Below are 12,372 nucleotides of genomic sequence, written 5' to 3'. Positions count from 1 at the left end.
AAGAGAGCGGCAATTGCCGCTCTTTATCACTTACTGATTTTCAAATGCCTGTGTCATGGCTTCGAGGTTTTCCTGAATCTCCATCCAGGCCATTTCCGCCTCTTCCAGCTCCGCTTTGAACTGCGCCTGTTCCTGAAGGCAGGTGTTCAGTTCGGCTTTGCGGGACTGATCGTACAGGCCGCTGTCACCGAGTTTTTCCTCAATCACGGCAATAGCGTCCGATAACCGGCTCATGGTTTTTTCCAGTTTCTCCGATTCTTTGCGCAGCGGCTGAGTCTGCTGGCGGAATTCTGCCTCACGGCGTTTCTGCTCTTTGCGATCCTGCGCGGTGACGGTATTTTTTTCCTCACCGTTTTCCGCCGCCGGTTCCGCACTCTGGCGCATCTGTTTCTGGCTGTCTGCCAGCCAGCGCTGATAATCATCCAGATCGCCGTCAAACGGTTCGACCTGACCATCATGCACCAGATACAGATCATCGGTGGTGGATCGCAGCAGGTGACGATCGTGGGAAACCACGACGATCGCGCCCTCGAATTCGATCAGCGCTTCAGTCAGTGCCTGGCGCATATCCAGATCCAGGTGGTTGGTCGGTTCATCGAGCAGCAGCAGGTTCGGGCGCTGCCAGATAATCATCGCCAGTACCAGACGCGCTTTTTCCCCGCCGGAGAAACGACCGGTGTTATCGGTCACCTGATCACCTTTGAAACCATAACCGCCGAGGTAATCGCGCAGCTGTTGTTCGGTCTGATCCGGCGCCAGGCGCACCATATGCTGTAACGGGGATTCATCCGCCCGTAAAAATTCCAGCTGATGCTGGGCGAAGTAACCCAGTTTGATACCTTTGGCGAGACCAATTTTGCCCTGTAACGGCTCCAGTTCACCGGCAAGCATTTTAATCAGGGTGGATTTACCCGCACCGTTACGACCGAGCAGGCCGATACGCGAGCCGGGCACCAGGTTCAGTTTGATATTATCCAGCACCACTTTCTCACCGTATCCGGCGCTGACTTTTTCCATTTTCAGCAGCGGGTTCGGCAGTGCTTCAGGCGGGCGGAAACTGAAACGGAACGGGTTATCTGCCAGTGCCGGGGCAATCAGCTCCATGCGCTCCAGCATTTTCAGACGGCTCTGCGCCTGTTTGGCTTTGGTCGCCTGGGCGCGGAAGCGATCGACATATTTCTGCAGATGTGCGCGGCGTAACTGCTGACTTTCATATTGTGCCTGCTGCTGAGCCATTTTCTCGGCACGCTGCACCTCAAAGGAGGAGTAGTTACCGGTGTATTCAAACAGGCCGTTTTGTTCAATGTGCAGGACTTTATCAATGATCGGATCGAGGAAATCGCGGTCATGGGAGATCAGAATCAGGGTGCCGGGATAGCTCTTCAGCCATTTTTCCAGCCAGATCACCGCATCGAGATCCAGGTGGTTGGTCGGTTCATCGAGCAGCAGCAGATCAGAGCGGCAAATCAGTGCCTGTGCCAGGTTCAGGCGCATCCGCCAGCCCCCGGAAAAGGCCCGTACCGGTGTGTCCAGCTGTTCCTGTGAGAATCCCAGCCCGTGCAGCAGTGTGGCGGCGCGGGAACGGATGGTCCAGGCATCGAGGGTATCGAGCTGACCGTGGATCACGGCAATGGCGTGGCCGTCATTCTGTTCATTCGCCTGCTGTAATTTTGCCTCAAGCTCACGGAATTCGCGGTCACCGTCAATGACATACTCGATCGCCGGTTCATCCAGTGCCGGCGTTTCCTGGTTAACCCAGGCCATGGACCAGTTTCCCGGAAATGACACACTGCCTGCTTCGGCTTGTAGCTCGCCCTTGAGCAGTGCCAGCAGCGTGGATTTACCGCAGCCGTTTTTTCCCACCAGTCCGACTTTCTGGCCCGGATTGATGGTGGCCGTTGCGTTGTCGAGCAGAACACGGACGCCGCGGCGAACCTGAAGTGAAGAGAAAACAATCATAAATATCGATAGGGTAAGTAATTGAGAGTAAAATTAATGTAATTCGTGCGTTGTCAGCAGCAAATCACCCGTCAGCAGGCGAGGAGTATCGTTGCAGCGGGCATAGTAGCGAAAATCACAAAGATTCTCACGTTTTTAAGAGGAAGTGATGATAAATAATCCGACTATATTACTGATTTACGTCCATCCGGAACCGCATCACTCCATCGCCAACAAGGCGCTTATCTCTGCGGCGTCGGAACTCGGGCATGTGACGGTGCATGACCTGTACGGCACCTATCCGGACTTTTTTATCGATATCCGCCATGAGCAGGAACTGCTGCGGCAGCATGACATCATTGTGTTTCAGCACCCGCTGTACACTTACAGCTGCCCCGCGCTGCTGAAAGAGTGGTTTGACCGTGTACTGACCCGTGATTTCTCCGGTGAGCAGGGCGGCAGACAGCTGTCCGGTAAATACTGGCGTCAGGTGATCACCACCGGGGAACCGGCGGAGGCCTACCAGCACGGCGGCTATAACCGTTTTCCGCTCAGTGAATTGCTGAGACCGTTTGAGCTGACGGCGGCGCTGTGTGAAATGCACTGGCTGGCACCGGTGATTCTCTATGCCGCGCGCCGTCAGGGAAAAGCGATGCTGCATGAACAGGCGCAGGCGTATTGTGACTGGCTGCGGGCACCACAACTGACCGGAGGGCGTAAAAATGGAGCCAGCTGACGGCAACCTGCTGCATGCAGGTATTGTGTTTCTCGCGGCAGCCGTGGTGATGGTGCCGGTGGCGCAGCGGCTGCGTATCGGTGCGGTACTGGGGTATTTGCTGGCGGGAATTGCTATCGGCCCGTGGGGGCTGGGGTTTATCAAAAACGTCAATGAATTGTTGCACTTCTCCGAGCTTGGTGTGGTGTTCCTGATGTTTCTGATCGGGCTGGAGCTGAATCCGCGTGAACTGTGGAAACTGCGGCGATCTATTTTCGGCACCGGTACCGCGCAGGTGGTGTTCTCCGCCCTGATCCTCGGGGTGCTGCTCTGGCTGACGGATTTCTCCTGGCAGGCGGCGGTGGTCGGCGGGCTGGGAATGGCGATGTCCTCCACGGCGATGGCGTTACAGCTGATGGATGAAAAGGGCATGACCAACAACGACAGTGGTCAGATGGGATTCTCTGTGCTGTTGTTCCAGGATATGGCAGTGATCCCGATTCTTGCGGTGATCCCTCTGCTGGGCGGGGAAGCCGCGGGCAGCGACTGGTATCGTATCGGTATCAAAATTCTGGCCTTTGCCGGGCTGCTGATTGGTGGGCGCTATCTGCTGCGGCCACTGTTCCGGCTGGTGGTGAAATCCGGGGTCAGTGAAGTCTTTACCGCCGCCTCGCTGCTGGTGGTGATCGGCTCAGCAGTGTTTATGGAGCAGCTCGGGTTTTCCATGGCGCTCGGAACATTTATCGCAGGGGTGATGCTGGCGGATACGGAATACCGCCATGAGCTGGAGATCACCATTGAGCCGTTTAAAGGGCTGCTGCTGGGAATGTTCTTCATTTCTGTCGGTATGTCGCTGAATATCGGTGTGCTGTGGCAGTATCTGCCGCAAATTCTGCTGGGTGTGATTGTGCTGGTGAGTGTCAAAATGACGGTGCTGTATCTGCTGGCATATCTGGCCTGCCGCCGCAGCGGGCGCTTGCAGTTTGCCGGGGTGCTCAGTCAGGGCGGGGAATTTGCGTTCGTGCTGTTCTCGGCAGCGCTGGCCAGCCGTGTGATTACGGATCACCAGATGGCGCTGCTGCTGGTGGTGGTCACCCTTTCCATGATGACCACGCCGCTGCTGATGCAGGGCATCGATATGATTCTGGCGCGCCGTTACAATAATGCCGAACCGGGAACAGGTGAAACGCCGTTTGTGGAGGATAACCACCCGCATGTCATTCTGGTCGGTTTCGGGCGGATGGGGCAGGTCATCGGTCGTCTGCTGATGGCGAACAAAATACATCCGACGGTACTGGAAAAAGATGTCAGTGCGGTCAGCGCCATGCGCCGTTACGGCTATAAGGTTTATTACGGGGATGCGACCGGACTCGCATTGTTGCGCTCTGCCGGGGCAGAGACGGCAAAGGTGATTGTCATTACCTGTGATAAGCCGGAAGATACCATGACAATCGTGCAGTTGTGTCAGGAGCACTTCCCGCACCTGCAGATTATTGCCCGCGCCCGGGGACGGGTGGAGGCACACGAGCTGCTTACACACGGCGTAACACAGTTCAGCCGCGAAACCTTCTCGTCAGCGCTAGAACTGGCGCGCAAAACCCTGATCGGGCTGGGCACGCATCCGGCGGAAGCACACCGGGCGCAGCAATTATTCCGCAGGCTGGATATGCAGCTGCTGCGTGAGCTTATCCCGCAGGCGGAAGAGGAGATCTCGCATATCTCCCGGGTGAAAGAAGCGCGGCGCGAGCTGGAAAATCTGTTTGATAATGAAATGAAACGGGAAAAACATCTGCCGGACAGCTGGAACCTGACGGAAGACTCACCGGGCAGCGGACGGACAGAGACAGGAGCTGAAAAATGAGCAACCGGAAACGGTTTATTGCAGGCGCGGTATGCCCTGAGTGTCAGGCACAGGACACCCTCGCCATGTGGCGTGAGGATAATGTGGACGTGGTGCAGTGTGTGCAGTGCGGTCATCTTGAGCGCCGGGCGGATGCGCATGCGGAGCAGCATGTGCGCAAAGATGAACAGGTGATTGGTATCTTCAGACCGGGGGAATAACAGGCTGCTGCTTTTCACAGAGAATTTGGGGGAATTTGTCCCAAAACAGATACAGTGGCTGTAAATTCCGTTACAATCGGCGCGTTAATTAAAATCTTATCCCCCGCGGATGTGTAGGAGATACCATGAAAGTAGCAAAAGACCTGGTAGTGAGCCTGGCTTATCAGGTAAGAACAGAAGACGGTGTATTAGTTGATGAGTCTCCGGCAAGTGCTCCGTTAGACTATCTGCACGGTCGCGGCGCGCTGATCAGCGGGCTGGAAAGTGCACTGGACGGCCGTGTTGCCGGTGATGTGTTCGACGTTGATGTCGGCGCAAACGACGCCTATGGTCAGTATGACGAAAACCTGGTTCAGCGCGTACCGAAAGACGTTTTCGTCGGTGTTGATGAGCTGGAAGTCGGTATGCGTTTCCTGGCAGACACCGATATGGGCCCTGTACCGGTTGAAATCACCGGTATCGAAGGTGACGAAGTGATCGTTGACGGCAACCATATGCTGGCCGGTCAGAACCTGAAATTCCACGTCGAAGTTATCGGTGTGCGTGAAGCAACAGCAGAAGAGCTGGAGCATGGTCACGTTCACGGAGAAGAAGGCGGCTGCTGCGGTGGTCACGACCACGGCGAAGAAGGCGGTTGCTGCGGCGGCGGTCATGGTCACGATCACGACCATGGTCACGAACATGGTGAAGGCGGCTGCTGCGGCGGTGGCGGTCACGGTAAAGGTAAAGGCCACGGTAACGGCGGCTGCGGTTGTCACTGATAACCCGCGTCTGAACCGGACAAAAAAAGCGCATACCTGACGGATGCGCTTTTTTTATGTCCGCTGTTTATCAGTAGTGCGGTGGCGGCACTTCTTCAGACAACGGTGCCACATTTGAGCCCGGAGTGGCTTTCAGGCGCTCGGTCAGCAGGCGGAGCCTTTCATTCAGCCGGGTGATATCCATCTGCTGCTGTGTTACCACCTGATTGAGTTCCTCAATGGTCAGGTCCTGAAAGGCGGTTTTGCTTTCCAGTTGTTCGAGGCGTTGTTCAAGTTCCAAAAGGTCCATCGTTTTCTCCTGTCTGAGACGGTGATTCCTGTGTAAAAGTATGTAATATTCCTGTGAAATACACTTAGTGTGAGAGGATATCTTTTATTGGGGGGTTACTATGAAACCTCTTTTTGCTAAGGTTGTCTCAGCATCACAAAACCGTGACATTATGATGTCGCCCGGTGACGGCTGCAAGGACTCTCTGACGTGATCTGCTGTGCGGTACGTCCTGTAACTGTTGCAAAATTTATGGAGAAAAGGATGAAATCACTGTTTAAAGCGACTGTTGTCGCAACCTCGCTGGCAATGACATTAGGTATGTCACAGGCTTATGCGGATACCGCGCCGAAAAAAGAAGAAGTGAAACTGAACAGCGCATTTAAAACCGCAAGTCAGCAGAATGCTTATGCGCTGGGTGCGTCACTGGGCCGTTACATGGAAAATGCCCTGAATGAGCAGAAATCCATTGGTCTGGATCTGGATCGCGATCAGATGATGGCAGGCGTTCAGGATGCATTCAATAACAAAAGCAAACTGAGTGATGAAGAGATCAACCAGACGCTGCGCGGCTTTGAAGAGCAGGTGAAAGGTGCCGCTCAGGAAAAAATGGCACGCGAAGCGACTGAAAACAAGGCAGCCGGTGACAAATACCGTGCGGCATTCGCCAAAGAAAAAGGCGTTGAAAAAACTAAGAGCGGTGTGCTCTACAAATCTGAGAAAGACGGTAACGGCGCATCTCCGAAAGACACTGACACCGTTGTTGTTCACTATAAAGGTGCATTAATCGACGGTACCCAGTTTGACAGCTCTTACGACCGTAACGAGCCGCTGACTATCCGTCTGGACAGCGTAATCAAAGGCTGGACCGAAGGTCTGAAGCAGATGAAGAAAGGCGGTAAAGCCAAGCTGGTCATTCCGCCGGAAGCTGCTTACGGCACCGACGGTGTTCCGGGGATACCTGCCAACTCCACTCTGGTCTTTGACGTCGAGTTACTGGATATCAAACCTGCGGCCAAATAAGCCCTGCTGATACCGGAAACTGACAAAACCCGCGCCCTGTTGTGCGGGTTTTTGTTTCCGCCACGATCAGGATTATGAAAAATTTGCAAAACATCCGTGTTTTTTTGTATTTTTTACCAGAATTTGATCACCTCAGGCGCAAAACGGCCTGTTTTTCGCTATAACTTAACATGCGGGTACCTGCACAGAACCGGAAGCCCGTCATTTGCTGCTTTCCTGCACCCGGGAAATCCGGGTATATAATTGACAGATGATGACAGGGTAATCCTCCTCCTGCAGTGAAAGATTACAGATGAGTAAAACCAACGACGTTCACACGTTACAAAGAGTGGTGTATTAAATGTCTAACCCAGTATTATTTAATGACAATGATTCGGATTACATTGTAAATCATCCGTTTACTGAAACGGATTATGAGATCCTGAAATCCTATGAGGCGGCTGTTGATGGCCTGGCGCTGCTCATCGGTGAGCACTGTGAAATCGTTCTCCACTCACTGGAAGACCTGAAGCGCTCAGCGGTGAAGATCGCAAACGGTCACCATACCGGCCGTAAAATCGGTTCGCCGATCACTGACCTCGCGCTGCGTATGCTGCACGACATTACCGATGAAGACTGCAGCACCTCGAAAGCCTATTTCACGCGGGCGAAAACCGGGGCACTGATGAAATCGCTGACGATTGCTATCCGCAATAAATCACGGCGTATTATCGGGCTGCTGTGTATTAACATGAACCTGGATGTGCCGTTCTCCCAGGTCGTTCAGACGTTTATCCCGAAAGAGCTGGCGGAAGAAACCTCCAATGTGAACTTTGCCTCTTCCGTTGAGGACCTGGTGGCACAGACGCTGGAACAGACGATTGAAGAAGTCAATGCCGACCGCAACGTGGCAAACAACGCGAAGAACAAACAGGTGGTACTGAACCTGTATGAGAAAGGGATATTTGATATCAAAGATGCCATCAACCTTGTGGCGGTGCGTCTGAATATCTCTAAACACACGGTCTATCTCTACATCCGCCAGTTTAAAAACGGCGAGTAAGGCAGCACGGAGCAATGACACCGTTATCTTACTGCCTGCTGGTTACCGGCCCGGCTTACGGCACACAGCGTGCCGGCAGCGCGTTGCTGTTTGCACAGCATGTGATTGCAGCCGGGCACCGGATTCAGTGTGTGTTTTTTTACCGCGAAGGGGTCAGCAACGCCAATGTGCTGACATCACCGGCCGGGGACGAAACCGACATGGTGCGTCAGTGGCAGCAGCTTGCCCGCGATAACGGTATTCAGCTGGCAGTCTGTGTGGCTGCGGCACTGCGCCGCGGTGTCGCCGATGCCGCGCAGGCAGAATCGCTGAAACTGGCGGCGGCCAACCTGGCGGACGGCTTTTCCCTCAGCGGCCTGGGCACGCTGGCGGAAGCCATGATGACCTGTGATCGTGTCATCCAGTTTTAGGGAGATCCGGTGAAACGTATCGCATTTGTTTTCAGAAGTGCACCTCACGGCAGCAGCAGCGGCCGGGAAGGGCTGGATGCACTGCTGGCAACCAGTAATTATACAGAAGAGGTTGCGGCCTTTTTTGTGTCTGACGGGGTGCTGCAATTATTACCGGAGCAGACGCCGGCCAAAATTCTCGCCCGGGATTATATCGCCACCTTCAAAGTCCTGCCGCTGTACGATATTGAAGAGTGCTACTGCTGTGCGGAGGATATGGCTGCGCGCGGGTTATCCCCGGAGACGCCGTATATCCTGCCGGTCACCTGCCTGAGTGCGGCGGAACTGGCCCGGAAACTGGCGGCATTTGACGCCGTGGTGTCATTTTGATCTACTTACGGTGAGCAAGATGCTATATACTGTCAGCCAATCGCCATTTCGTATTGATATCCAATCATTACTGAATCTGTTATCCCCTGAGGATGACATCCTTTTTACCGAAGATGGCGTAATCGCAGCAACGGAAGGTAACCCGTTGTTGCAGGCGCTTATTCAGTCGGGTCATATTCCCTGTGTGTTGCGGGAGGATGCCGAAGCACGCGGTTTATTACCGTTCCTTTCGGGCAAAGTGAGAATCACAGACTATACTGGTTTTGTGGCGCTCACGGTCACACACACGCAACATTTTGCGTGGGAATAGCAAATATCATTGTATATTTCTTGACACCCTGTTGCGTCAGCAATAAAATTTCGCGTCCTCGTGTTTTGTCTTTGACAGATACGAGGCACAAATCCGTGTTTACGAAGCAAAAAACCAGGAGCTTTTTTTATAATGGCAACGATTAATCAGCTGGTTCGCAAATCCCGTAGCTCGAAAGTTGTGAAAAGCAACGTTCCTGCACTGGAAGCCTGCCCGCAAAAACGTGGCGTATGTACCCGTGTATATACCACCACACCTAAAAAACCTAACTCAGCACTGCGTAAAGTATGCCGTGTACGTTTAACCAACGGTTTTGAAGTTTCTTCATACATCGGTGGTGAAGGTCATAACCTGCAGGAACACAGCGTGATCCTGATCCGCGGTGGTCGTGTTAAAGACTTACCGGGTGTTCGCTACCACACTGTTCGCGGCGCACTGGACTGTTCCGGTGTTAAAGACCGTAAACAAGCTCGTTCTAAGTACGGTGTGAAGAAGCCAAAAGCTTAATGGTTCTCCGTTAAGTAAGGCCAAACATTTATCGCATTAATGTCAAATAAACTCATTGAGTTTTGGACAACCCTGAATTAACAACGGAGTATTTCCATGCCACGTCGTCGTGTAATTGGTCAACGTAAAATTCTGCCAGATCCTAAGTTCGGATCAGAGCTGCTGGCCAAATTTGTTAATATCCTGATGGTAGACGGTAAAAAATCTACCGCAGAATCAATCGTATATACCGCGCTTGAGACCCTGGCTCAGCGTTCAGGTAAAGATCACTTGGAAGCATTCGAAATCGCACTGGATAACGTGCGCCCGACTGTCGAAGTTAAGTCCCGCCGCGTTGGTGGTTCTACTTACCAGGTGCCGGTTGAAGTTCGTCCGGTCCGCCGCAATGCATTAGCAATGCGCTGGATCGTTGAAGCTGCCCGTAAACGCGGTGATAAGTCCATGGCTCTGCGCCTGGCAAATGAATTATCCGATGCAGCTGAAAACAAAGGCACTGCCGTTAAGAAACGTGAAGACGTTCACCGTATGGCAGAAGCTAACAAGGCGTTCGCACACTACCGTTGGTAATCAAACCGTAGTGAATTGTGTATAGGGTAGCCGTAAGGCTGCCCGACCAAATTAAACGAACGTCCAAGAGAGAGGAAAAAATGGCTCGTCAAACACCCATTTCACGTTACCGTAATATCGGTATCAGTGCACATATCGACGCCGGTAAAACCACCACAACAGAACGTATTCTGTTCTACACAGGTGTGAACCATAAAATTGGTGAGACCCACGAAGGTTCAGCAACGATGGACTGGATGGAGCAGGAACAAGAGCGTGGTATTACTATCACCTCCGCAGCAACCACTGCGTTCTGGTCCGGTATGGGTAAACAATTTGAACCACACCGCATCAACATCATCGACACCCCGGGGCACGTTGACTTCACAATCGAAGTAGAACGTTCCATGCGTGTTCTTGATGGTGCTGTCATGGTTTACTGTGCCGTTGGTGGTGTTCAGCCACAGTCTGAAACCGTATGGCGCCAGGCAAACAAATATCATGTACCTCGTATCGCGTTCGTTAACAAAATGGACCGTATGGGTGCAAACTTCCTGAAAGTTGTTGACCAGATTAAAACCCGTCTGGCTGCAACTCCGGTTCCTCTTCAGTTAGCTATCGGCGCTGAAGAGTCATTCACCGGTGTTGTTGACCTGGTCAAAATGAAAGCGATTCAGTGGAGTGAAGAAGACCAGGGCGTTACCTTCGTCTACGAAGATATCCCGGCGGACATGCAGGAATTAGCTGACGAATGGCACCAGAATCTGGTTGAAGCCGCAGCTGAAGCCTCTGAAGAGCTGATGGAAAAATATCTCGGCGGTGAAGAACTGACTGAAGCTGAAATTAAAACAGCATTACGTCAGCGCGTACTGGCGAATGAAATTATCCTGGTAACCTGTGGTTCTGCATTTAAGAACAAAGGTGTTCAGGCGATGCTGGATGCGGTTGTTGAGTACCTGCCATCTCCGACAGAAGTTCCTGCTATTAAAGGTATTCTGGACGACGGTAAAGATACTCCGGCTGAGCGTAAATCTTCTGACGAAGAGCCGTTTGCATCTCTGGCATTTAAAATTGCAACCGACCCGTTTGTGGGTAACCTGACGTTCTTCCGCGTATACTCTGGTGTTGTTAACTCCGGTGATACCGTACTGAACCCGGTTAAATCCAAGAAAGAGCGTTTCGGTCGTATCGTTCAGATGCACGCTAACAAACGTGAAGAGATTAAAGAAGTTCGCGCTGGTGACATCGCGGCTGCTATCGGTCTGAAAGACGTCACTACAGGTGATACTCTGTGTGCGATTGAAGCACCAATCATCCTGGAGCGTATGGAATTCCCTGAGCCGGTAATCTCTGTTGCAATCGAGCCGAAAACCAAAGCTGACCAGGAAAAAATGGGTATCGCACTGGGCCGTCTGGCACAGGAAGATCCATCATTCCGCGTATCAAGTGATGAAGAGACTAACCAGACTATCATCGCCGGTATGGGTGAATTACACCTGGACGTTCTGGTCGACCGTATGCGTCGTGAGTTCAAAGTTGAAGCGAACGTGGGTAAACCACAGGTTGCTTACCGCGAAGCTATCACCATGAAAGTGGCTGATATCGAAGGTAAACACGCTAAACAGTCCGGTGGTCGTGGTCAGTACGGTCATGTTGTTATCGACATGTACCCGCTGAACAAGAAAGACGCAGAAGGCGTCAACATGGAATACGAATTTGTCAACGAAATCAAAGGTGGTGTGATTCCTGGTGAATACATCCCTGCGGTTGACAAAGGTATCCAGGAGCAGCTGAAATCTGGTCCGTTAGCAGGCTACCCTGTTGTTAACATGGGTGTTCGTCTGCACTTCGGTTCATACCATGATGTTGACTCCTCTGAACTGGCGTTTAAACTGGCAGCATCTCTGGCGTTTAAAGACGGCTTCAAAAAAGCGAAACCCGTTCTGCTGGAACCAATCATGAAAGTTGAGGTGGAAACACCGGAAGACTACATGGGTGACGTCATTGGTGACCTGAACCGTCGTCGCGGTATGATCGAAGGTATGGATGATATGCCTACCGGTAAAATCGTCCGTGCGCAAGTGCCACTGTCTGAAATGTTTGGTTATGCAACTGACCTGCGTTCACAGACCCAGGGCCGTGCTTCTTACTCCATGGAATTCCTGAAGTATAATGAAGCGCCAAACAACGTAGCTCAGGCTGTTATTGAAGCTCGTAATGCAAAATAATCGGTAATTTACCGGTTTAACTCGTTAATTTCAGTCCCTTCTCACAGTGAAGAAGGGACTCCATAAGGAATAGAGTCGTGTCTAAAGAAAAATTTGAACGTACGAAACCGCACGTTAACGTTGGTACTATCGGCCACGTTGACCACGGTAAAACTACCCTGACTGCTGCAATCACCACCGTTCTGGCTAAAACT

The 12,372-nt window shown here is 52.4% G+C and carries 15 protein-coding genes; 13 read left to right on the top strand and 2 right to left on the bottom strand.

Features of this window, described 5'->3' with window-relative positions:
• Positions 1-30: 30 nt before the first annotated feature.
• Entirely contained in the window at positions 31-1,959 is a 1,929-nt protein-coding gene (locus N7387_RS12930; protein ID WP_004236508.1) for an ABC transporter ATP-binding protein, read from the bottom strand.
• A gap of 148 nt (positions 1,960-2,107) precedes the next feature.
• Here N7387_RS12930 and kefG point away from each other — a divergent pair, with 148 nt between their 5' ends.
• The 4 genes from kefG to slyD all read left to right on the top strand — a co-directional run bounded on the left by kefG (position 2,108) and on the right by slyD (position 5,475).
• A complete protein-coding gene (gene kefG, locus N7387_RS12925; protein WP_262861612.1) occupies positions 2,108-2,674 on the top strand; it encodes a glutathione-regulated potassium-efflux system ancillary protein KefG in 567 nt (188 codons plus the stop codon).
• Positions 2,661-4,514, top strand: coding sequence for a glutathione-regulated potassium-efflux system protein KefB (kefB, locus tag N7387_RS12920; protein ID WP_279799449.1), 1,854 nt, complete (start codon positions 2,661-2,663; stop codon positions 4,512-4,514). The genes kefG and kefB overlap by 14 nt, the downstream gene beginning before the upstream one ends.
• A complete protein-coding gene (locus N7387_RS12915) occupies positions 4,511-4,714 on the top strand; it encodes a YheV family putative zinc ribbon protein (RefSeq protein ID WP_025154795.1) in 204 nt (67 codons plus the stop codon). The genes kefB and N7387_RS12915 overlap by 4 nt, the downstream gene beginning before the upstream one ends.
• A gap of 125 nt (positions 4,715-4,839) precedes the next feature.
• Entirely contained in the window at positions 4,840-5,475 is a 636-nt protein-coding gene (gene slyD / locus N7387_RS12910; protein WP_262861614.1) for a peptidylprolyl isomerase, read from the top strand.
• Between the two features lie 70 nt (positions 5,476-5,545).
• Here the strand turns inward: slyD and N7387_RS12905 are convergent, their stop codons facing one another.
• On the bottom strand, positions 5,546-5,764 hold the full coding sequence (locus N7387_RS12905; RefSeq protein ID WP_004240722.1) for a SlyX family protein: 219 nt from the start codon (positions 5,762-5,764) through the stop codon (positions 5,546-5,548).
• A 243-nt stretch (positions 5,765-6,007) separates the two neighbouring features.
• Between N7387_RS12905 and fkpA the strand changes: the two genes are divergently transcribed.
• The 9 genes from fkpA to N7387_RS12860 form a co-directional block, all read left to right on the top strand.
• The gene (gene fkpA / locus N7387_RS12900) at positions 6,008-6,766 is read left to right on the top strand and encodes an FKBP-type peptidyl-prolyl cis-trans isomerase (protein ID WP_036412181.1); all 759 of its coding nucleotides are present in this window, start codon (positions 6,008-6,010) and stop codon (positions 6,764-6,766) included.
• Positions 6,767-7,106: 340 nt separating this feature from the next.
• Positions 7,107-7,808: a transcriptional regulator gene (locus N7387_RS12895; RefSeq protein ID WP_025154798.1), complete on the top strand. Its 702-nt coding sequence runs from the start codon at positions 7,107-7,109 to the stop codon at positions 7,806-7,808.
• A 14-nt stretch (positions 7,809-7,822) separates the two neighbouring features.
• Complete coding sequence (gene tusD, locus N7387_RS12890) at positions 7,823-8,218, top strand: sulfurtransferase complex subunit TusD (protein ID WP_262861615.1); 396 nt, start codon at positions 7,823-7,825, stop codon at positions 8,216-8,218.
• A gap of 9 nt (positions 8,219-8,227) precedes the next feature.
• The gene (gene tusC, locus N7387_RS12885; RefSeq protein ID WP_025154800.1) at positions 8,228-8,587 is read left to right on the top strand and encodes a sulfurtransferase complex subunit TusC; all 360 of its coding nucleotides are present in this window, start codon (positions 8,228-8,230) and stop codon (positions 8,585-8,587) included.
• A gap of 19 nt (positions 8,588-8,606) precedes the next feature.
• Entirely contained in the window at positions 8,607-8,897 is a 291-nt protein-coding gene (tusB, locus tag N7387_RS12880; RefSeq protein WP_262861616.1) for a sulfurtransferase complex subunit TusB, read from the top strand.
• 132 nt (positions 8,898-9,029) lie between these two features.
• Positions 9,030-9,404 carry a 30S ribosomal protein S12 gene (gene rpsL / locus N7387_RS12875; RefSeq protein ID WP_004236497.1) on the top strand — a complete coding sequence of 125 codons (375 nt, stop codon included), beginning with the start codon at positions 9,030-9,032 and terminating at the stop codon, positions 9,402-9,404.
• Between the two features lie 96 nt (positions 9,405-9,500).
• Positions 9,501-9,971 carry a 30S ribosomal protein S7 gene (gene rpsG / locus N7387_RS12870; RefSeq protein ID WP_025154802.1) on the top strand — a complete coding sequence of 157 codons (471 nt, stop codon included), beginning with the start codon at positions 9,501-9,503 and terminating at the stop codon, positions 9,969-9,971.
• Between the two features lie 80 nt (positions 9,972-10,051).
• Positions 10,052-12,178 carry an elongation factor G gene (gene fusA, locus N7387_RS12865; RefSeq protein WP_279799443.1) on the top strand — a complete coding sequence of 709 codons (2,127 nt, stop codon included), beginning with the start codon at positions 10,052-10,054 and terminating at the stop codon, positions 12,176-12,178.
• A gap of 77 nt (positions 12,179-12,255) precedes the next feature.
• Positions 12,256-12,372: GTP-binding protein (locus N7387_RS12860; RefSeq protein WP_000031649.1), on the top strand; the 117-nt coding region annotated here is incomplete at its 3' end.

The sequence above is a fragment of the Morganella sp. GD04133 genome (genome assembly GCF_029835375.1).
In the GTDB taxonomy this organism is placed as follows: Bacteria; Pseudomonadota; Gammaproteobacteria; order Enterobacterales; family Enterobacteriaceae; genus Morganella; species Morganella morganii_B.
Note: the sequence above shows the minus strand (reverse complement) of the source record. Positions and strands in the feature narration are given on the sequence as shown.

Coding starts and splice junctions, on each gene's coding strand:
- N7387_RS12930 (WP_004236508.1), bottom strand. CDS start 1,959: ATGATTGTTTTCTCTTCACTTCAGGTTCGCCGCGGCGTCCGTGTTCTG.
- kefG (WP_262861612.1), top strand. CDS start 2,108: ATGATAAATAATCCGACTATATTACTGATTTACGTCCATCCGGAACCG.
- kefB (WP_279799449.1), top strand. CDS start 2,661: ATGGAGCCAGCTGACGGCAACCTGCTGCATGCAGGTATTGTGTTTCTC.
- N7387_RS12915 (WP_025154795.1), top strand. CDS start 4,511: ATGAGCAACCGGAAACGGTTTATTGCAGGCGCGGTATGCCCTGAGTGT.
- slyD (WP_262861614.1), top strand. CDS start 4,840: ATGAAAGTAGCAAAAGACCTGGTAGTGAGCCTGGCTTATCAGGTAAGA.
- N7387_RS12905 (WP_004240722.1), bottom strand. CDS start 5,764: ATGGACCTTTTGGAACTTGAACAACGCCTCGAACAACTGGAAAGCAAA.
- fkpA (WP_036412181.1), top strand. CDS start 6,008: ATGAAATCACTGTTTAAAGCGACTGTTGTCGCAACCTCGCTGGCAATG.
- N7387_RS12895 (WP_025154798.1), top strand. CDS start 7,107: ATGTCTAACCCAGTATTATTTAATGACAATGATTCGGATTACATTGTA.
- tusD (WP_262861615.1), top strand. CDS start 7,823: ATGACACCGTTATCTTACTGCCTGCTGGTTACCGGCCCGGCTTACGGC.
- tusB (WP_262861616.1), top strand. CDS start 8,607: ATGCTATATACTGTCAGCCAATCGCCATTTCGTATTGATATCCAATCA.
- rpsL (WP_004236497.1), top strand. CDS start 9,030: ATGGCAACGATTAATCAGCTGGTTCGCAAATCCCGTAGCTCGAAAGTT.
- rpsG (WP_025154802.1), top strand. CDS start 9,501: ATGCCACGTCGTCGTGTAATTGGTCAACGTAAAATTCTGCCAGATCCT.
- fusA (WP_279799443.1), top strand. CDS start 10,052: ATGGCTCGTCAAACACCCATTTCACGTTACCGTAATATCGGTATCAGT.